The sequence below is a fragment of the Polaromonas sp. P4_F4 genome, assembly GCF_056401355.1.
Genome location: NZ_JBFUJO010000017.1, coordinates 73,560 through 93,119 on the forward strand (window position 1 = coordinate 73,560; position 19,560 = coordinate 93,119).

The window sequence follows — 19,560 nt, forward strand, 5'->3', positions numbered from 1 at the left end:
ATGACAGCCCCCACGCTTGTCGAAACAGCATCCTCCACGCTCGTCGAAAAATCCGCGGTTGAACTGCGCCGCCTGATCGGCAGCCGCCAGCTCTCGCCGGTGGAGTTGCTCGACGCCTGCATCGCGCGCATCGAAGCCCTCAACCCGGCCGTCAACGCAATCTGTGCGACCGACTTCACACGGGCGCGAGAAGCTGCGCGCCAGGCCGAGGCGCAGGTGATGCGCGGCGAGCCGCTGGGCCTGCTGCACGGCCTGCCCCTGGGCGTGAAAGACCTGCAGGACACGGCGGGCCTGCTCACGACCTATGGCAATGTGCGGCTGCGCGGCAATGTGCCCAGCGCCGACAACGCGCTGGTGGCCCGGCTGCGCGCCGCCGGCGCCATCGTCACCGCCAAGACCAACGTGCCCGACATGGGCGCGGGCGCCAACACGCGCAACCCGGTCTGGGGCGCCACGGGCAACCCGTTCAACCCCGCACTCAACGCCGGCGGTTCCTCGGGCGGCTCGGCCGCGGCGCTGGCCGCCGACCTGCTGCCGCTGTGCACTGGTTCGGACACCGGTGGCTCGCTGCGCATTCCGGCGGCGCTGTGCGGCGTGGTGGGCCTGCGCCCCTCGCCCGGGCTGGTGGCCAACGATGCACGGCCCCTGGGCTGGTCGGTCATTTCGGTGCTGGGGCCCATGGGGCGCACCGTAGCCGACACCGCGCTGATGTTTGCCGCCAGTGTGGGGCCCGACGCGCGGGATCCGCTGTCGTACCCGGTCGATGCCTCGGCATTTTGGCCGCTCCAGCAGCTTGATCTTTCAACACTGCGCGTGGGCACAACGGAAGACTTCGGCCTGTGCATCGTCGACCCCGAAATACGCCGGGTGTTCCGCCAGCGCGTCGAAGCAATCCGGCCGCTGGTGGCCAGCTGCGAGCCCGTGGACCTGCAGCTGGGTGATGCCGACCGCGCCTTTGACATCCTGCGCGCCGAAAGCTTTGTCGCCGCCTTTGCCGAGACCTGGCAAAAAGAGCCCGAAACGCTGGGCCCGAACGTGCGCGCCAACATGGACATCGCGGCGGCCATCACCCTGGCCGACCGGGCCTGGGCGCACCTCGAGCAGACCCGCATTGCGCGCCGCTTTGCCAAGGCCTTCGAGCAATACGACCTGATCCTCGCACCGACCACGCCGGTCACGCCCTTCCCGTGGACGGAGCTGTACGCCGGCAACATCGATGGCCAGGCCATGCGCAACTACTACCACTGGCTGGGTCTGACTTATGTGGTCACGCTGGCCACCAACCCGGCCCTGTCGCTGCCCTGCGGCACTGACGAACACGGCATGCCGTTTGGCCTGCAGGTCATCGGGCGCCTGCGCGGCGACGCGCAGCTGATGGCGGCGGCCCAGGCGCTGGAGCAGGCGTTCGAAGCCACACCCGCGCTGCGCCGTCCGAAGCCGGCGATCGATGCGATGCGCACGGCGCGGCCCGAACTCAGGTCCATCGTCACGCACCCGCCGGAGACAGGCAGTTTGAGAGACTCCGGCGACGGCATGACAGCTGTTTAGCCGGACAGTTCCTGCTCACCGGTAAACAGGTCCGTATCCGCGCCGTATCCGCGGCAAAACGGCCTCAAGGCAAAACGGGGGTCGGCAGAGGCAACTCAAGGCCCCGGCGCCTCATTTCCTCGCGTACCAGATCGGGGCGGTCGCTCACGATGCCATCAACCCCCATGTCCATCATTCTTGCCATGAGGCCGGGGTCGTTGACTGTCCAGGCCAGTACCTTCAGGCCCAGATCGTGCGCCTCTTTCACTTTTGCCGCGGTCAGGTCGCCGTGGTACGCCGACCAGGTGTGGCCACCGGCCGCCTTGATCATGCGTGGGACGGAGCCGTGGTCCTTGTACCGCAGACCGGCAGTCCACGGCGAAGCACCCGCCTTGTCGGCTTCGATGTTGTCCATAAAGCGCTGCTGGGCTGTCAGGTACACCGTGGGGATGTCGGGCGCTTCACGTTGCACAACCTGGAGGGAGCGCCATTGGAAGGACAAAACCGAGCTGCGTGGCGCGACCCCGGCCTCGCGAATTGAACCGAGGACGGCACGGGTGAAGGCCTCGACCTCCATCGTGTCCTGGGGTGCCAGAGGTGACACTTTGGTTTCGATGGCGAAGCGAACCCTGTCATTTCCGGATTTCTTCACCAAGGCGAAAAGATCGGACAAACGGGGTATTCGCACGCCGTCCATCCCACGCTGATCCGGGTAAAGCCGCGCGTACTGTGTGCCTGGTTTGATACGGCCTACGTCATATCGGCTGAGCTCGTCAAACGTCAAACTGCTGATAACAGGACCGCGAGTTTGCAGAAACTTCCCGTCGGGTCCTCTGGTGATGTCGGGATTAAGCGCCGAGTCGTGAGAGATGACCAGGACACCGTCTTTGGTAATCGCTATGTCCAACTCCAGGGTGGTTACCCCATAGCTGAGTGCTTGCGCGAATCCCTCAAGCGTGTTCTCTGGCGCAATCGCCCGGGCGCCACGATGGCCTTGCAGGTCGAAGGCGTAAGCGCCTGCACTTATCAGCAGGAACACAAAGGCGGCGAGAGCCGGTCGCAGTGCTGCCATTGAAGTCTCCTTCAACTGTGAGTTTAGGCTTGCGAACACTGTCGATTGATAGAGGATTACCAGAAGTCCTCGGTACCATCGGCGATCTCATTGGCGAAGATCGCTCCCGGAGGGTGACTGATGTTTCGGCGCTGCCCGGCATGCCTTGTTGCGTCATTCGCTCGAAAAGTGCGAACATGCTGTTGTTATCAGCATTGAATCGAAATCAGATGGGCGCGTTGTTGGTGACTCTGCAATTTGGCCTGCTTCTTGTGCTGGCAGCGGCAGCGGCACGAAATATCTTGCTTGGCGATATTCCCGCGGGAGCGTTGATGATGATGGGGATATCCATCGCACTCATCACCTGGGCGCTTATGCACAACAGGCCGGGAAACTTCAACATCCACCCTGCGCCCAAGGTTCGGGGCGTTTTGGTTACAACCGGTCCGTATCGGTGGATTCGCCATCCCATGTACACGTCGCTCCTTCTGGGCGCGGCAGCGCTGGCGTGGACGTCCAGCACCTTCCTGGGGTGGGGTGCATGGTCCATGCTGGCCATTGTCCTGTTCATGAAATCAAGCCTGGAGGAACACGGCATGCGCAAGCAGCACCCTGGGTATGCTGCCTACGCCCTTCGAAGCAAACGTTTTTTACCCTGGCTGTTTTAAAGGCCGCAGGCAAGCGCCTGGGATGCCATGACCGCATGCGGATTCACGCACGGCCCGGGCAGCCTTCTGACGCCTGGCCTCAGCGGGACACGCCAAACTCCCGGGCGAGCTGGCGGTATTCCGCGATCTGCTTGTCGATGAGCGCGTCAAGAGCCGCGCCAGTCAGCCCGCCGGGTTGAAACCCGGCGCGTTCCAGTTCACGGGGAAAGGACGGATGCGCCATCGCGCGAGCCAGTGCCTCGACCCATTCGCGCTGCTCCCGCTCACTGACCGCCGGCCCCACATAAACCCCGCGCACGATGGGCCAGCGAATGTCAAAGCCCTGCTCTTTGGCGGTGGGAACCTGGGCCCAGCGCCCCGGCAGACGCTCCGCCGCCAGCACGGCCAGCACCCGGACCGGCGCGCCCTGATCGATCTGCCGGGCCACCTCGGCGGCATCCCCGGCAAGGACCTGGACATGGTCGCCGCGCAGCGCGGTCAGCGCTTCCCCGCCGCCTTCAAAGGCCACGAAACGCATCACCTTGTGGCTCACGCCGGCAGCCCGGGCCAGCAGCGCCGCCTTCATCCAGTCCTGGCTGCCAATGGATCCGCCGCCACCAAAGACGATGCGGTTCGGTGACTCACGCAGCGCACTCATCAATTGCCCTAGCGTTTGGAACGGCGCATCACGGCGCACGGCAATCACGCCGTAGTCCAGCCCCAGGCTGGCGATCCAGCGCACGTCGCGCACCGTGTAGGGGCCAAAGCGGCCCTGCGCCAGATTCAGCAGCGAGCCCGAGGAAAACGCGACGATGGCCTGGCCATCGGCCGGCCTTTGCGTCACCACGCTTTTGAAAGCCAGGGCACCAATGCCGCCTGGCTGGTAAACGATGGACAGCGGCGTGCGGGTCAGGCCCGCTTCCTGCAGGGCGGCACGCGCCAGCTGGCAGGTCAGGTCAAAACCGCCGCCCGGCTTGGCAGGTGCAATGCAGCGCGCGCCCTCCAGCGCGCCCGCATGAGCCCCCGCGCCGGCAAAACCCAGCAGGAGAAGGCTCAGCAGGATGGGGAAACGTTTCATGATCGGGGCCACCATATTGCAACACAGGTGCCGTTGGCCGCTGGCGTCGGCTCAATGCGCAGGCGGCCTCCGTGGCGCTCGGCCACCGAGCGGGCAATGGCCAGCCCCAGGCCGGAGCCCCGGCTGCCCCGGCTTTTGACAAAACGCTGGCCGATCCGATCCAGCACCTCGGGGTCAATACCGCCCCCGTCGTCGATGACCTGCAGGCTGAAGCCCAGCGCGTCGGCCGCCGCCTGCAACGTGACCGTGCCCTGTTCGCGGCCATGCTGGATCGCGTTGTGGGTAATATTGAGCAGGGCCTGCTGCAGCAGGCTGCGGTCGCCCTCGGCCTCAAGCGCTTCGGCCTGCACTTCCACGCCAAAATCGACGCCGCGTGCCCGCGCCAGGGGCAGCAACTCCAGCGCCACTTCCCGCGCCAATCTACCCAGGTCAAACTTTTCCCTTTGCGGCGTGGCCGCGTCACTGCGAGCCAGGGTCAGCAACTGGTTGGTGGCACGAATGGCATTGCCCAGTTCTTCGGACAGCGCCTGCAGCGCCAGTTGCCGCCGCGCCGGGTCCGGCTCGCGCAGCACATAGTCGAGCTGGGCACGCAGAATGGTCAGCGGGGTGCGAAGCTGGTGCGAAGCATCGTCGACAAAGCCCCGGCGCTCGGCCACCAACTGCTCGGTGCGCGCCATTTGCTGGTTGACGGCATCGACCAGGGGCCGGATGTCGTTGGGCAAATCAGCCGTCTGCAAGGGACGCAGGTCGTCAAGCTCCCGGGCCTGCGTTTGCGCTGCCAGGCGCGTCATCGGACGCAGGGCCACCATCAGCCCCATCACCACCGCCAGGCCCATCACGACCAGCAGCAGCACATCCCGCCAGGCGGCACGCCGCACAAAACTGGCGGTGAATTGCTCGCGCGATGAAGTGCTCTCTGCGACCTGGATCACCAGTTGCGGATCGCCGCTTGCGTTCAGGGGCTGTTCCAGGGGCCGCATGAAAGCGCCCACACGCACCGACTCGCCAAAATAGGTGGCGTCATAAAACATCGGCTGGCCTGTCCGCAAGACCGATGGCGGCGGCGGCAGATCGGGATTGCCGATTTCCACCAGGCTGTCGGCCGTGGCCACCCTGAAATAGACGTTTCCCGTGGCCGTGAGCTGGAAAAATTCGAACAGGCGGTAAGGGAGCTCAACGGACAAGCCGCCCGAGGCCGTCGAGACATTCAGGTCCAGGGCCTTGATGGCCCCGAGCAGCGAGCGGTCGTAGGCCGCATTGGCTGAAGCCACGGCATCGGCGCGGGTCAGCCACAGGCTGGCCGCCGTCACCAGCGCCATCGTGGGCAACAGCAGGGCCAGCAGCCTGACCCTAATGCTGGCCCGGCGAATCCAGTTCCAGTACATAGCCCAAGCCCCGGTAGGTCTGAATGCGAACGCCGCTGTGGTCAAGCCGCTTGCGCAGCCGGTGCACCAGTACGTCGATCACGCTGGGCTGCACGTCTTCCTCGTCGCTGAACACGCGGTCCATCACCTGCTGGCGCGACAGCGGCTCTCCACTGCGCTGGATCAGGGCCTTGAGCAGCGCATGCTCGCGCGGCGAAAGCGGCAGGTTCTCCGAGCCGAGGGTGAACTGGCGCGACACGGTGTCGAACAGCAGCGGGCCGCAGGCAAAGCGCGGATGCTCGCTGCCGCGGGCGCGGCGCACCAGCGCGGTCAGCCGGGCTTCCAGTTCGGCCAGCGCAAACGGTTTGACCAGAAAATCATCCGCGCCCTCGTTGAGCGCGTTGACCCGGTCGGCGAGCGAGTCACGGGCGGTCAGTATCAGGACCGGCAGGCGTTTGTCCTGGGCGCGCAGCCGGCGCAGGATCTCATCGCCGCTGCGGCCGGGCAGACCGAGATCAAGCACCACCGCGTCGTAGTCGTGATCCTCCAGCGCACGCTCCACCAGACGGCCGTCGTCGCGCCAGTCCACGCGGTTACCGCTTTGTTCAAGTGCCTTGGTCAACCACTCGCCCAGGGCGTGCTCGTCTTCAGCCAACAGGATTCGCATGTCAGGGATTATCGGGTCGACCGGGCTGCCAGACTGAAAGGCAATTGTTAGGTTCGCCCGGGCACGATAGCGGGCATTCTCAAAACTCCAGGAGACTTCCATGACCGACTTGACCCTCAACCGCCGCAGCCTGCTGATGGCCGGCACCGCAGCAGCCTCCAGCCTGTGGCTGCCCCAGGCACGCGCCCAGGCCGCATGGCCCGCCAAGCCGCTGCGCCTGGTGGTGCCGTTCGCACCCGGCGGGAGCTCTGAAATCGTCGCGCGGGCCGTGGCCGGCGAGATGGCCAAAACCATCGGCCAGAACGTGTTTGTGGACAACAAGCCGGGCGCGGCAGGCAACATCGCGATGCAGGAAGTTGCCAACAGCACCGATGACCACACCCTGATCCTGGGCCACATCGGCACCCTGGCCATCAACCCCTACATCTTTCCGAAGCTGCCTTATGACGCCAACCGGGACTTTGTGCCCGTCACCCTGGTGTCCAAAGTGCCGAGCCTGTACGTGGTGCACCCCGACCTGCCGGTGAAAAACCTCAAGGACTTCATCGCTTACGCCAAGGGCCAGCCAGGCAAGCTGAACTATGGCTCTGCCGGCAACGGAAGCGCGGGCCACCTGGCCTTCGAGTACCTGAAGCTGGTCAGCGACACCTTCGTGGTGCATGTCCCCTACCGCGGCACCGGCCCCATGCTGACCGACCTGATGTCCGGCCGGCTGCAGGCTGCGTCGGTCGGCGCTCCAGCCCTGCTGCAATTCATCAAGGCCGGGAAACTGCGCTGCATCGCCACCGGTACCGCGCAGCGCCTGCCGCAGCTGCCCGACGTTCCCACCGTGGCCGAACAGGGCTTCAAGGGATTCGAGATGACGCAATGGTACGGACTGCTGGCCCCGAGCAAGTGGCCCAAGGCCCACATTGCCAAGCTCGAAGCCGAGGCCATCAAAGCCGCCCGTGGAAGCGTGGTCAAGGAAAAGCTGGCCCAGGAAACCGCGCTGGCCGTGGGCAACACGGGCGCCGAGTTCGACGCTTTCATCAAGTCCGAACAAGCGCGGTGGAAGCCCGTGATCGCCCGCGCCGCGATCAAGCCTGAAGGGACTTAGGTCCGCGGCGCTGGCCGCGGAGCAGATCAGCTCCCGGCCGGCGCTTCCAGGCACACATTCGGGGCGCAGGCGCATCCCACGGGTTAAAACTCAATTTTTTAACTGGAGAGGCGCTTTCTTCGCAAGAAGACTCACCAGATGTTGACGGATCACGGACGTAATGTGTTCACGCTTCCCCTGCTCAAGCATGCCGATCTGCCGTGTCGCCGGACGGCCTGGTAGCGGCAGGACGCGCAATGTAGGGTCGTTCACCCAGTCGGCATTTCTCCAATGCGGCACGACGGTGACGCCGACATTCTGGCGCACCAGATCGATGATGCTGGACACCGAACTCAGCTCCAGAAAGTCCTGCGGCATCAGACCCAGTTTGCGCAAGGTCTGCTCGATACGGATACCGCTGGGGGTGCGGCGATCAAAACGTAAAAACGGGTTTTCACGCAGCAGCTTCTTGATGTCGCTGTCGGGCCCGGCCACCAGCGAACTGGCCACCAGGGTCAAGGGCTCCACGTACAGCGGTGTCCACAGCAAGCCCTGGCGTTCCATCGGGGGGCCTTCGATCATGACAGCGGCATCCAGCGCCCCGCTGATAACACTCTGGGCCAGACCGCTGGACTCCTGCACCACCAGGCGCACATTCAGGCGGGGAAACCGCGGCTTCATGGCGACTACCGTGTTGGACAGCAGGCCCATGGCCGAAACCGTCGAACCCACAGTCACCGTGCCGGCGATCTCGTTTTCTTCCTCCAGGCCTTCGCGCATCTGCTCATAACAGGCAATGATTTTTTCCGCATGGGCGATCAAGGCGCGCCCGGCCACCGTCAGCAGCACGCCGCGCCCCGACCGTTCAAACAGCCCGGTGTTCAGCTCGGCTTCCAGCGCCCGCATTTGCAGTCCGACGGCAGCTTGCGTCAAAGCGACCCGCTCGGAGGCCGCGGCGAAAGAGCCCTCTTGTGCCACAGCCAGAAAGGTTCTGAGAAATCGAATGGTGCTCAAGGGAACAAACCCATTGTTGGGCCCAAAATACTAAAGAATAACTTTAGCATTGCAAAACAAAATATGGATATATTTTTTAGATTGGATGGAGAACAATGGCTCACCAACCTGTTGTTTGACATGCAATTGTGCTCACGCGCAGCGCCGTCCAGTGCAGGTTTATGGCCCTTATGGCCCTTTTTAACCTGACTATTTATGCCTGACTTGCTCTCCCCGACAGCCCGCGCCGACAGTCCCGCCGATGCCTTTGGCGCACAACGCGCCGAGGCGATTTACGACCTGGGCCACAGCACCATCTTTGCGTCGCGCAGCGACCCGCGCTTTTCCTACTGCACCTACGCGCCGCCCACGTCGAGCAATGAGCAGCATCCCAAAGCCTTGGTCGTGGTCGTGCATGGCACGGGCCGCGCATTCACCGAATACCGCGATGCGTTTGCCGAATTTGCCAAATGGAACGACTGCATCGTGCTGTGCCCGCTGTTTCCGGCCGGACCCCAGGGCGACGGCAACCGCGACGGCTTCAAACACCTGCAGGAAGCCGATATCCGCTACGACCGGATCTTGCTGGATATGGTGGACGAAGTCGCCACCAAGTTCCGCGCTGATTTTTCCAGGTTTGCGCTGTTCGGCTATTCGGGCGGCGGCCAGTTCGTCAACCGCTTTGGCCTGCTGCATCCAGAGCGCCTGTGGGCGCTGTCGATCGGCGCGCCGGGCTCGGTCACCCTGCTCGATTTCAACCAGGACTGGTGGGTCGGCGTGCGCGACTTTGCCCGCCAATTCGGCCAGCCGCTGAACCTGGACGCGCTGAAAGCCTTGCCGGTACACATGGTGGCGGGCAAGGCCGATTTGGAAACCTGGGAAATCACCCACCAGGCAGGCGGCAAGTTCTTTATGCCCGGCGCCAACGATGCCGGGCGCACCCGGCCGGAGCGGCTGGAAACCCTGCGCAAGTCCTTCGAGGCAGCGGGTGTGCAGGTGCACCTGGATCTGGTGGACAACGTGCCGCACAACGGCCTGGCCTGCGTGGACAAGGTGCAGGACTTCTTTGCGGCCACGCTGCGCCGCCTGCGGGCAGCCAGCCGCTGAGCGGCCTCAGTCACTTCACCATTTCACCATTTCACCACTTCAGCCACTCCACTGACAACGGAAGAGCCATCATGCTGCGTTTTGCGCTGTCCCGCCTTGCCATGGCCATACCGACGCTGCTGATCGTCGCGGTGGCCGTGTTCGTACTGATCCGATTGATTCCCGGCGATCCGGCGCAGCTGCTGCTCGGTGACCTCGCCGACCCGGTCCGGCTGGCCGACCTGCGCGCCCAGCTCGGCCTCGACAAGAGCTGGCCAGTGCAATTCACCATCTGGGGCCGCCACGTGCTGGGCGGCGACCTCGGCGTTTCCATCAACACCGGCGAACCCGTGCTGCACCTGGTGCTGAGCCGCTTTCTCGTCAGCGCGCAGATTGTGATCATTGCCGTGTTCTTCGCCACCCTCGTCGCCGTGCCCGCCGGCATGATCGCCGCCTGGAAGCAAAACCGCCTGCCCGACCTGATGCTGGTCGGCACCGCGACCCTGCTGGTCTCGATCCCCACTTTCTGGCTGGGCCTCTTGCTGCTGCTGTTCTTCGGCCTCAAGCTCGAATGGCTACCCGTGGTCGGCTATGTCTCCATCATGAGCGACTGGAAGTCCGGCCTGCTTTACTTGTTGATGCCCATCCTCACGCTGTTCCTGCATGAGATCGGCGTGCTGATCCGCATGGCCAGGGCCAGCACGCTGGAGGTGCTTCGGCTGGACTACATCACCCATGCGCGCGCCAAGGGCCTGTCGGAGCGCGCCGTGCTGCTGCACCACGCCTTTCGCAACTCCTTCGGCCCAACCTGGACGCTGATCGGCCTGGTGCTGGGCAACCTGCTGGGCGGCGTGGCCGTGGTCGAGACCGTCTTCACCATCCCCGGCCTGGGCCGCCTGCTGGTCGACGCGATCTTCGCGCGCGACTACCCGGTGATCCAGGGCTGCCTGCTGCTGGTCGCCGTGATCTACGTGGTCACCAACCTGGTCATCGACCTCTGCTATCCGATCTTCGACCCGAGGGTGCTCGCGGAATGAAAAAGTTTTTAAGCCCGCAGGCCCTGATCGGCCTCGCCATCGTGGGGCTGATCCTCGCGGCGGCCGTCCTGGCCTTCTTCTGGACGCCGCACGAGCCGCTCAAGATCAATTTCTCGGCGCGCCTGAAGCCGCCCAGCGCCACTTATTGGCTGGGCACCGACGAGTTCGGCCGCGACGAGCTCTCGCGCCTCATGGCCGGCGCTTCCAACAGCGTGTGGGTCAGCTTCCTCACGGTGCTGTTTTCCATCACCATAGGCACCGCCATCGGCGTGCTGACCGGCTTTGTGCGCGGCTGGACCGACCGCATCGTCATGGCCTTCATCAACGCCCTGCTGGCCTTCCCCGGCCTGCTGCTGGCGCTGGCGCTGCTGGCGGTCTTCGGCGCCAACAAGTACGGCATCATCCTGGCGCTCGGCCTGGCCTACACGCCCTCGGTCACCCGCATCGTGCGCGGCACGGTGATGTCGCTGCGCGAAAAGGAATTCATCGAATCCTCGCGCGTGCTCGGCAATTCCGAGCTCTACACCATGTACCGCCACGTGCTGCCCAACTGCGTGGCGCCGCTGACGGTGCTCGCAACCTCGATGTTCGGTTGGGTCATCCTCGCGGAAAGCTCGCTGTCCTTCCTGGGCCTGGGCGTACCTCCGCCGGCGCCGACCTGGGGCAATATGCTGGCCGCGGCCCGGCCCTTCATGGCGCAGGCCACTTACCTTTCTATCTTCCCGGGCCTGTGCATCGCGCTGACCTTGCTGGGCATCAACTTCCTGGGCGACGCGGTGCGCGACCTGCTGGATCCGCGCATGAGGGGAATCGAATGAGCCACTTGGTGGATGTCTCCGGCCTGAGCCTGTCCATAGGCAAGGGCGGCCGGGAAATCGTGCGCAATGTCTCGTTCACGGTCGCGCCCGGCGAAATCGTCGGCATCGTCGGCGAATCCGGCAGCGGCAAGACCCAGGCCGCACGGGCCATCATGGGCCTCACGCCGCCGCCGCTGGTGCGCAGCGCGGGCCACATCCTGTTCGAGGGCGAAGACATGGCGGCGGCCGGCGACGCGCGTTTGCGCGCGCTGCGCGGCGCGCGCATCGGCATGGTGTTCCAGGAGCCCATGACCTCGCTCAACCCCTCCATGACCATAGGCCGGCAGCTTGACGAAGGCCTGGCCCTGCACCGGCCCCAGCTCACACCGGCCGCGCGCCGCGAGATGGCGCTGGCGATGCTGGCGCGCGTCGGCATCACCGACCCGCAGGCCGCGCTGGCCGCCTGGCCGCATGAATTCTCGGGCGGCATGCGTCAGCGCATGATGCTGGCCTCAGTCATGCTGCTCGAGCCCGCGCTGCTGATCGCCGACGAGCCGACCACGGCGCTGGACGCGCTGGTGCAGCGCGACGTGCTCGAACTCATGGTCGGGCTCACGCGCGAACACAACACGGCCGTGTTGCTGATCAGCCACGACCTGCCCATGGTCGCGCGCTACACGCAGCGCATGATCGTCATGCAGCACGGCGAAGTCGTCGAGGCCGGCGACACGGCGGCCTTGCTGGCCGGCCCGTCGCAGGCCTACACCCGCAAGCTGCTGGAGGCCATCCCGCGCCGGCAGGCGGCGCGCACAATTGCCGACGACCAGCCCGTCATCGAAGTGCGCAATCTCGTATTCGACTACCCAGGCAAGCGCCGGCTGTTCGCCAAGTCCACGGCCAAGCGCGTGCTGCACGGCATAGACCTGGTGGTGCACCCGCGCGAAATCGTCGCGGTGGTGGGCGGCTCGGGTTCGGGCAAGACCACCCTGGGCCGCGCGATTGCCGGCCTGATCAAGCCGACCGAGGGCGACATCCGTTTTCGCGGCCGTTCGATCGCGCGCAGCGACGCGGGCTGGCTGGACTACCGGCTCAATTGCCAGATGGTGTTCCAGGACCCGTACTCGTCACTGAACCCGCGCATGAGCATAGGCCAGCTGGTCGGCGAGGGCCTGCGGCTGGTACCTGGCCTTTCCTCGGCCGAACGGCAGTCGCGTGTTGCCAAGATGCTTGACGAAGTCGGGCTGGAGCCGAGGCACGCAGCGCGCTATGCGCATGAACTCTCGGGCGGCCAGCGCCAGCGCGTGGCGATTGCCCGGGCGCTGATACGCGAGCCGGCCTTTGTGATCGCCGACGAGCCGGTATCCGCGCTGGACGTCACCGTGCGCGCCCAGGTGCTGGCGCTGCTGGCCGAACTGCAGGAGCGGCACGGCTTTGCCTGCCTTTTCATCAGCCACGACCTCGGCGTGGTCGAGCAGGTGGCCGACCGCGTGATCGTGATGCAGGCCGGCCGCATCATCGAGCAAGGCAGCCGCGACGAGGTGTTCGACCGTCCGCAGCATGCCTACACGCGCAAGCTGCTCTCGGCGATTCCCGCGCTGACGCCCACCGGCCAGGGCGGCATGCAGCTCAAGTGGCGTTTTGACGAAGCCGACGCGCCAGCGGGCGTCCTGCAACCTGCCCTGCAACCCGCCATGTACCCCTCTGTTTAACCTCTTCCGTTCGATTTCCGATTCTTAAGGAGCTTTCCATGCTTTCGATGCGATTGAAATTTCTGAGCGCCGCCGTGCTGGCAGCCTGCACCGCGGCCCACGCCCAGACGGCACAAATCGTGGTCGCGCAGCCGGCCGACATCCGCTCGACCAATCCCGGCGTCAACCGCGACAACACCACCGACGGCGTGGTGCTCAACATCGTCGAAGGCCTGGTCGGCTACCACGAGAACGGCACCGTCGGCCCGCTGCTGGCGCGCTCCATCGTCGTCAGCCCCGACGGCCTGACCTACATCTTCAAGCTGCGCACCAACGTCAAGTTCCACAACGGCGAGCCCATGACCTCGGCCGACGTGCTGTGGAGCTGGAAGCGCTACACCGACCCCAAAACCGACTGGCGCTGCCTCAGCGAATTCGACGGCCGCTCCGGCATCAAGGTGACGTCGGTCACGGCGCCCGACGCTCAGACCGTGGTCATGCAGCTGGACCGCCCCTCGGCGGTCTTCCTGGACAACCTGGCCCGTACCGATTGCGGCATGACGGCCATCCTGAACAAGAAATCCGTCAAGGAAGACGGCAGCTGGGACAAGCCCATCGGCACCGGCCCCTTCAAGTTCGAGGAATGGAAGCGCGGCGAGTACGTGACCCTCAGCGCCTTTGCCGACTACCAGTCGCCCCCCGGCACCAAACCTGACGGCTACCTCGGCCTCAAGAAACCGCTGGTCGAACAGGTCAAGTTCCTGACCGTGCCCGACATGTCGACCTCCAAGGCCGGCCTGCAGTCCGGCGCCATCGACGCGGGTCAGATCACCTCGTCCGATGTGCAGGAACTCAAGGGCAATAAAAATCTCAGCGTGGTCGCCGCAGTCGATGCGGGCAAGAACACGCTGCTGATGCAAACCAATGATCCGCTGCTGAAAGACGAAAAAATCCGCCAGGCGATCGCGCTGTCGCTGGACATGAACCAGATCGTCGCGGCCTCGTCCGAAGGCCTGGCCCGCGTCAACAACTCGGCCATCCAGGACACCTCGGCTTACTACACCGCGGCCCAGAAAAAAGGCTACCGCTACGACCCCGCCAAGGCCAGGCAGCTGCTGCGCGAAGCCGGCTACAAGGGCCAGCCCATCGTGATCCAGGCCAACAAGCGCGCCCATGTGCCGAGCTTTTCGGTCGCTGTGATGAGCCAGGCCATGATGCAGGCCGTTGGCATCAATGCGCAGATCGAGGTGCTCGAATGGGCGACCCAGCTGGACCGCTACAACAGCGGCAACTACCAGATGAGCTCCTTCACCTATTCCTCGCGCCTGGACCCGGCCCTGAGCTACGAGCAGTTCTCCGGCAAGAAGGAAAAGCAGCCGCGCAAGGTATGGGATGACCCGGCCGCGCAAAAACTGATCGACCAGAGCTTCACCGAAGCCGATCCGAAAAAACGCCAGGTCCTGTTCGACCAGTTGCACGCCCTGATGATGGCCAAAACGCCGCTCGTTGTTCTGTACAACGTTACCGATTCATGGGCTGTGCGTAAACGGGTCACTGGATTTTCAGTATGGGAAGGCAAGCCGCTCCTCTGGAATACCCGGATCAGTAAATAGCAAAGAGCAGAGAGAGCAGAGAGCAGCGTCCCGGCCGGGGGGCCCAGTTTGCCAAAACAGCGGCAGCGGCGCCTTCGGGCCGCGGCGCTGTCGAAATCGGTGACCGCGCCCTTCTGGACGGCTTTCCCCTGCTTCTCCTGCTTCTCCTGCCTCCCCTGCTTTCCTGCATAGCCAGACTGCCTGCCGTTCGCGTGGCACAAACGGACTGGCAGGTCTCCAACCTCACAAGCTTTGCACATGACTACCCTACAGCAATTTCCTTTTGTGTCAGTTTCGGGTGCGCCCCATGCACGCGGGCTGCAATACGGGCAGCAGGCCGCTGACCGCGTGCGCGCCAGTGCACGTCTTTATGGCCAGACCCTGATAGACCTTGGCTACAGCGATAGCGCCCGCTCGCAGTTGATTGCGCATTTTGCAAAGGAAATAGAAGGCTTCGCCCCTCATTACCTGGACGAGATGCGCGGCATTGCGAAAGGGGCCGGCGTCGACTTCCAGGACATTGTGATGATCAATGCCCGCACCGAAGTACTCGCCAAGGCACGGGCCGAAAAGGTCAAGCAGGCCGACCTGGAGCCCGGCGACGGCTGCACCGGTGCATTGATACTGCCTGAGCGCTCAGCAAGCGGGAACCTGCTTCATGGGCAAAACTGGGACTGGCGCGCCGAGTGCGTGGAAACGTCCGTCGTGCTGCGCGTGCGCAATGACAACGGGCCTGATTTTTTGACCTTTGTGGAGGCCGGCGGCCTTGCCCGCAGCGGCTTCAACAGCACAGGCGTTTCCATCACGGCCAACTACCTGGAGTCGGATCGCGACTTTCAGCAACTGGGCGTTCCGCTTTCACTGATTCGACGGAAAGTGCTGGAGCAGGAAATTTTTTCACTGGCGATGAAAGCGGTGGCCACCACGCCGAAATCCTGCTCGAACAACATCATGCTGGGCATGGCAGAGGGCTTCGGCATCGATTTTGAATGCACCACCAATGAGGCGTTTCCTATTTATCCCGGCCCCGACAACCTGATCGTCCATGCCAATCACTGGATGAGCCCGGTCGCCTTAAGCAAACTGGTCGACAAGGGCTTGTCGAATTCGCCGGACAGCCACTACCGGGACTGGCGTGTGCGCAAGTTGCTGAATAAAAAAGAGAAGCTTGGCCGCCAGGATTTGAAAGACGCATTTTTCGACAATTTTGGCGTTCCCTACGCTGTTTGCCGCCCACCGCGGCCTGGCAGCAATGAAAACCTCTCGGCAACGGTTGCCATGGTCATCATGGAGCCGGCAGCCAGGGAAATGGATGTGGTCCCCCTGCCGGCCCTTAACCGTGTTTTCACGCGCTACAGCCTGACCGAAGAGCCCAAGGTCTTCGAGTCATAGAACTGGAACGAGGAAGAACGGTGGGCGCCACAGGTAGCCGGATTCCGGATTCACGGCGTTTCAGGTTCGCACAGCTTGAACAGAGGCCCCCGCAAACCAGACGCCGCATCCGGCTGGGTTCTAATAACTGATAACCGCGGGACCTCAGCCTTCGGAAAACAGCGCCACAATCGTCTGCCGCATCCACCGGTTACCGGGATCAGACTCAAACCGTTTGCTCCAGTGCCGCGACACTGTGAAGCCGCCATGCAGGCCATTCGTGAGCCACAGCCCGTCACTCAGCAGGTAGCTGTTTGAGCACCGGCGCAAAAGTCACAAACACCGATGTGCCTTCGCCCGGCGTCGATTCCACCCAAATCCTCCCGTGATGCCGGGCGATGATGCGCTGGCAGGTTGTCAGCCCAATGCCGGTTCCGCTGAACTCGCTCAGAGTGTGGAAACGTTGAAATGGCTTGAAGAGCAGTTCGGTGTTCCGCGCATCAAAGCCAGCACCGTTGTCCTGAACCCGAACAATCACGTCAGCCCCCTCTGCATCCACCAGCAGCCGAATGTGCGCATCGTCGCGCTTGCCGGTGAATTTCCAGGCGTTGCCCAGCAGGTTGGCCAGCAGTGGTAGCACCAGGCCGGCGTCTGCGCGCACATGCAACGATGCGGGCGCTTCAAAGCGCACCTTGCGATGGGGCTCCTGGTGCTGAAGCTCCTCCATGATGTCTTGGGCGATGGGAACGAGGTCCACGTCTACGATGTTCAGCACCGTCGTGGAAACCCGCGACAGGGACAGCAGGTCATTGACCAGGCTGGCCATCTGCTTGGCCGAACGTTCGATGCGGGCGGTTAATTTGGCACCGTCCTCACTCAGCACAGCGGCATACCGCTTCTGAAGAATCTGCGTGAACCCGACCACGGAGACCAGCGGTGACTTCAGGTCGTGCGCGACAGTTCTTGCAAACGCGTCGAGCTCGGCATTGACGCGCACCAGTTCGGCCGTTCGTTCCGCCACCAGCCGCTCCAGCTCAAGCTGGTTCGCCGCACGCTGCGCCTCGTGTTGCTTTGCTGCCGTGACGTCGATGGCCATCACCATGGCGGCCTTGCGCTGCAGGAACTGCACCGTATGCAAGGTGAGGTGAACAAAGACGACCTCGCCGGACTTCTTGCGGTGCCGTACCACACCCATGTCGTGCGGTCCCTCCAAGACGTCCTGCTTGGTTGCGAGCAGGAGCGGCAAGTCTTCTGCCGAGCGTATGTCCCTCAGGTTCATATGCAGGAACTCATCATGCGAATAACCGTAATACCGCGTGGCAGCCTCATTCACGGCCAGGAAACCGAGCGTCTCCTGGTCATACACCCACATCGGCTTTGGGTGTTGCACGAACAGATCGCGCGCATGCAGCTCCATGGCTTCAGCCCGGTTGCGTGCATCGAAGAGCCGCCTGTAGCCCGCGTTGACCAGGAAAATCAGGCCAAGGGATGTGCTCAGAACATAGAAGATGCCCTTGTAGCGCTGGGCTGTCGCCAGCCAGGCAGGGTCGACAGAGATGGACGTGACAAAAGTGTCTGAAGCAAAAATCCAGAGAACCCCAAGCGCAGCGTAAAGCACGCCGATTCCCAAGGAAAACCTTGAAACGTTCGGCCTCAGGACTGCTTTGAAGTTTTGACTCATGGCAAACTCTATTGGGTCCTCCTGGCACCTCGCCACAACGGCGAGCTCTTCCTCGTCGTGCTTCGCCTCCGCGGCACGGCACGACGATAGCACGGGACGAAGAGCGCCAACACCGCGACCACCTCAGGAAAGCGACGATTTTCCACCTTTTTGCACCCTACTTTCTCGCCGGGTTTCGCTACGGCGCATGAGCAGCGCTCATGGGCTCTCCCGGGCAGCAGCGCGACTGCAGTTTTACCGCTGGATGGTGTTCAACGTTCTGACTGGCAAGGCGACAACCTCCTGCGGGCATTAACGTCGCACCGACCTATGACTTGCGATGCACGGCGGTATACGAGACCAGAGCCCTGGCTAACGAAAAGGGCCACTGGCCCGGCACGCCCTTGGCATTCTTCCAGGGCAACGCGACCACCTTTGCAGTGACTCTCGCTAACGTGCTCGAAGGCGAAGCAGGCTATGGGTCTGGCCGAGGCGACTTCGAAACGGGACTTGACCGCTCGACCATACCTCGATCGCCGAGTGGCACGGCAGGAGCCTTGTGCAGCGCTACCTGATGACGCGAGGCGAGACTCCGATCATGGAGGAGTACAACGAGGTGCACATCTTCGCTGGCCGCAACGCACGAACGATGCGTCGCATGTTCGCCTGGGAGATTCCGGCGCAGATCCGGCAGTTGTTCGAATAAGAGAGAGGCTGAGCCGGAGCCCTGCCGCAACGCTTAGTCCTTAGATGGCGCGGTTCAGGTCCACGTCCAGGCCTGCCCGCTTCATCTCGCGCGCCAGCAGCAGCCGCCACACGCCTGCTTCGTCAACCGTGATACGTGTCGCGCCCTTCAAGGCGGCCGGCAACGCACCCTGTTCGGACTGCAGGCAGACGATGCGGCTGCGGCCGAGCACGGCGAGCATGAATCCGATGGCCAGCATGGCTGCCGGCGCCTCGGGGTCGTCGCCCGGCAGGAGCAGCAGGAACGCCACGTTGCGCAGAGCCTCGAGTTGATCGACAGAGACGGCATCGAGTACCGCCGCCTCCAGTCCCAGCTGCCCCATGAACTCGCACGCCTGGCCCGCAGCGTCGTCGCCGCCCCAGCCCAGGACGGCCACGCGTCCGCCGGGCACGGCTTGCTGCGCTGTGATGGAAGAGGAAGCGGAATCGGGATCGGCTTTGGACATGGGCATCATGGTAACAGCGGGAGATGAAGATGTCTGCGCGGTCGTCGGTACAGGCGACGGTGCCGGGGTGGGCGCGGACGCCGGAGCCGGAGCCGGAGCCGGAGCCGGAGCCGGAGCCGGAGCGGGTGCGGGTGCGGGTGCGGGTGCGGGCGGTGGCGGTGCTTCCGCCTCTGCAGCCAGAGCCGCAGCCGGCGCGCTCGTCGGTACAGGCGACGGTGCCGGGGTAGGTGCAACCACTGGCGCCTGTACGGGTGGTGGTGGCGGCGGCGGTGGCGGCTCCGCCTCTACAGCCGGGGCAACCGCCGGCGCGGCAGCGGCCCGGCCCTCAAGGCGCTCCGTCAGCAGCTTCTTGGCCGCATTCAGATGGGCAATGGCCCGATCAATCCCATGCTTGACTTTTTGCTGGCGCTCCTCGACCGAGTAGCGGTCGCCGAAGGTCTTGTCCAGGAAGAAGTCCTGTGCCGCCACGGCGTACTGCCTGTACTCGGGCGTGCCCACGCCGAAGCTGTCGGCAAGGGTGGCGTTGATTTTCTTTTGCAAGGCCTCCATGCCCGAGTCCCAGCCATCCCGTGCGACCGAGACATCGAAAGTCCGCAGCATCTTGACCTGCCGGTTGACCTTCTCGATCGTGTTCTTGATCGAGACCTTGTCGTGGGTGCCAGCGGGTGGCGGTGTGTGTTTGTCGATGGACATGCAGCTTCCTTATGCGGCCAGCCTGCACTTTAACGCGTCCGTGA

General features: G+C 64.0%; 17 protein-coding genes. 10 read left to right on the forward strand and 7 right to left on the reverse strand.

All coding sequences use genetic code 11. From position 1 onward, the window contains the following. Positions 1-1,548: an amidase gene (locus tag AC1DUR_RS17640; protein ID WP_477721819.1), complete on the forward strand. Its 1,548-nt coding sequence runs from the start codon at positions 1-3 to the stop codon at positions 1,546-1,548. Between the two features lie 64 nt (positions 1,549-1,612). On the opposite strand, the gene AC1DUR_RS17645 is transcribed toward AC1DUR_RS17640, so the two are convergent. Then, positions 1,613-2,599, reverse strand: coding sequence for a glycerophosphodiester phosphodiesterase (locus AC1DUR_RS17645; protein WP_477721820.1), 987 nt, complete (start codon positions 2,597-2,599; stop codon positions 1,613-1,615). 29 nt (positions 2,600-2,628) lie between these two features. Between AC1DUR_RS17645 and AC1DUR_RS17650 the strand changes: the two genes are divergently transcribed. Beyond that, a complete protein-coding gene (locus AC1DUR_RS17650) occupies positions 2,629-3,246 on the forward strand; it encodes a methyltransferase family protein (RefSeq protein ID WP_477721821.1) in 618 nt (205 codons plus the stop codon). A gap of 79 nt (positions 3,247-3,325) precedes the next feature. Here AC1DUR_RS17650 and AC1DUR_RS17655 read toward each other — a convergent pair whose 3' ends face one another. Genes AC1DUR_RS17655 through AC1DUR_RS17665 form a run of 3 tightly spaced genes read right to left on the reverse strand, consistent with a single transcriptional unit; the run spans position 3,326 to position 6,334 of the window. Then, the gene (locus AC1DUR_RS17655; protein WP_477721822.1) at positions 3,326-4,303 is read right to left on the reverse strand and encodes a tripartite tricarboxylate transporter substrate binding protein; all 978 of its coding nucleotides are present in this window, start codon (positions 4,301-4,303) and stop codon (positions 3,326-3,328) included. Next, positions 4,300-5,688: a sensor histidine kinase gene (locus AC1DUR_RS17660; RefSeq protein WP_477721823.1), complete on the reverse strand. Its 1,389-nt coding sequence runs from the start codon at positions 5,686-5,688 to the stop codon at positions 4,300-4,302. The genes AC1DUR_RS17655 and AC1DUR_RS17660 overlap by 4 nt, the downstream gene beginning before the upstream one ends. Beyond that, complete coding sequence (locus AC1DUR_RS17665) at positions 5,654-6,334, reverse strand: response regulator (RefSeq protein WP_477721824.1); 681 nt, start codon at positions 6,332-6,334, stop codon at positions 5,654-5,656. The genes AC1DUR_RS17660 and AC1DUR_RS17665 overlap by 35 nt, the downstream gene beginning before the upstream one ends. Positions 6,335-6,434: 100 nt before the next feature. On the opposite strand from AC1DUR_RS17665, the gene AC1DUR_RS17670 reads away from it, so the two are divergent. After that, on the forward strand, positions 6,435-7,430 hold the full coding sequence (locus tag AC1DUR_RS17670; RefSeq protein ID WP_477717961.1) for a Bug family tripartite tricarboxylate transporter substrate binding protein: 996 nt from the start codon (positions 6,435-6,437) through the stop codon (positions 7,428-7,430). 90 nt (positions 7,431-7,520) lie between these two features. On the opposite strand, the gene AC1DUR_RS17675 is transcribed toward AC1DUR_RS17670, so the two are convergent. Beyond that, a complete protein-coding gene (locus tag AC1DUR_RS17675) occupies positions 7,521-8,423 on the reverse strand; it encodes a LysR family transcriptional regulator (RefSeq protein WP_477717962.1) in 903 nt (300 codons plus the stop codon). Positions 8,424-8,618: 195 nt separating this feature from the next. On the opposite strand from AC1DUR_RS17675, the gene AC1DUR_RS17680 reads away from it, so the two are divergent. From AC1DUR_RS17680 to AC1DUR_RS17705, 6 genes are all read left to right on the forward strand, one after another. Continuing rightward, positions 8,619-9,509 carry an alpha/beta hydrolase gene (locus tag AC1DUR_RS17680; RefSeq protein WP_477721825.1) on the forward strand — a complete coding sequence of 297 codons (891 nt, stop codon included), beginning with the start codon at positions 8,619-8,621 and terminating at the stop codon, positions 9,507-9,509. A gap of 71 nt (positions 9,510-9,580) precedes the next feature. Next, positions 9,581-10,525: an ABC transporter permease gene (locus tag AC1DUR_RS17685; RefSeq protein ID WP_477721826.1), complete on the forward strand. Its 945-nt coding sequence runs from the start codon at positions 9,581-9,583 to the stop codon at positions 10,523-10,525. Beyond that, positions 10,522-11,343 carry an ABC transporter permease gene (locus AC1DUR_RS17690; protein WP_477721827.1) on the forward strand — a complete coding sequence of 274 codons (822 nt, stop codon included), beginning with the start codon at positions 10,522-10,524 and terminating at the stop codon, positions 11,341-11,343. Before AC1DUR_RS17685 ends, AC1DUR_RS17690 begins: the two co-directional genes overlap by 4 nt. Further along, positions 11,340-13,031 (forward strand): ABC transporter ATP-binding protein, encoded by a 1,692-nt coding sequence (locus AC1DUR_RS17695; RefSeq protein ID WP_477721828.1) that lies wholly within the window; start codon positions 11,340-11,342, stop codon positions 13,029-13,031. Before AC1DUR_RS17690 ends, AC1DUR_RS17695 begins: the two co-directional genes overlap by 4 nt. Positions 13,032-13,069: 38 nt before the next feature. Continuing rightward, complete coding sequence (locus AC1DUR_RS17700; protein WP_477721829.1) at positions 13,070-14,623, forward strand: ABC transporter substrate-binding protein; 1,554 nt, start codon at positions 13,070-13,072, stop codon at positions 14,621-14,623. 237 nt (positions 14,624-14,860) lie between these two features. Then, the gene (locus AC1DUR_RS17705; RefSeq protein WP_477721830.1) at positions 14,861-15,994 is read left to right on the forward strand and encodes a C45 family autoproteolytic acyltransferase/hydolase; all 1,134 of its coding nucleotides are present in this window, start codon (positions 14,861-14,863) and stop codon (positions 15,992-15,994) included. Positions 15,995-16,268: 274 nt separating this feature from the next. On the opposite strand, the gene AC1DUR_RS17710 is transcribed toward AC1DUR_RS17705, so the two are convergent. Further along, entirely contained in the window at positions 16,269-17,654 is a 1,386-nt protein-coding gene (locus tag AC1DUR_RS17710; RefSeq protein WP_477721831.1) for a sensor histidine kinase, read from the reverse strand. 538 nt (positions 17,655-18,192) lie between these two features. Between AC1DUR_RS17710 and AC1DUR_RS17715 the strand changes: the two genes are divergently transcribed. Further along, positions 18,193-18,339, forward strand: coding sequence for a hypothetical protein (locus AC1DUR_RS17715; RefSeq protein WP_477721832.1), 147 nt, complete (start codon positions 18,193-18,195; stop codon positions 18,337-18,339). A 40-nt stretch (positions 18,340-18,379) separates the two neighbouring features. Here AC1DUR_RS17715 and AC1DUR_RS17720 read toward each other — a convergent pair whose 3' ends face one another. Then, the gene (locus AC1DUR_RS17720; RefSeq protein WP_477721833.1) at positions 18,380-19,516 is read right to left on the reverse strand and encodes a hypothetical protein; all 1,137 of its coding nucleotides are present in this window, start codon (positions 19,514-19,516) and stop codon (positions 18,380-18,382) included. Between the last annotated feature and the right edge of the window lie 44 nt (positions 19,517-19,560).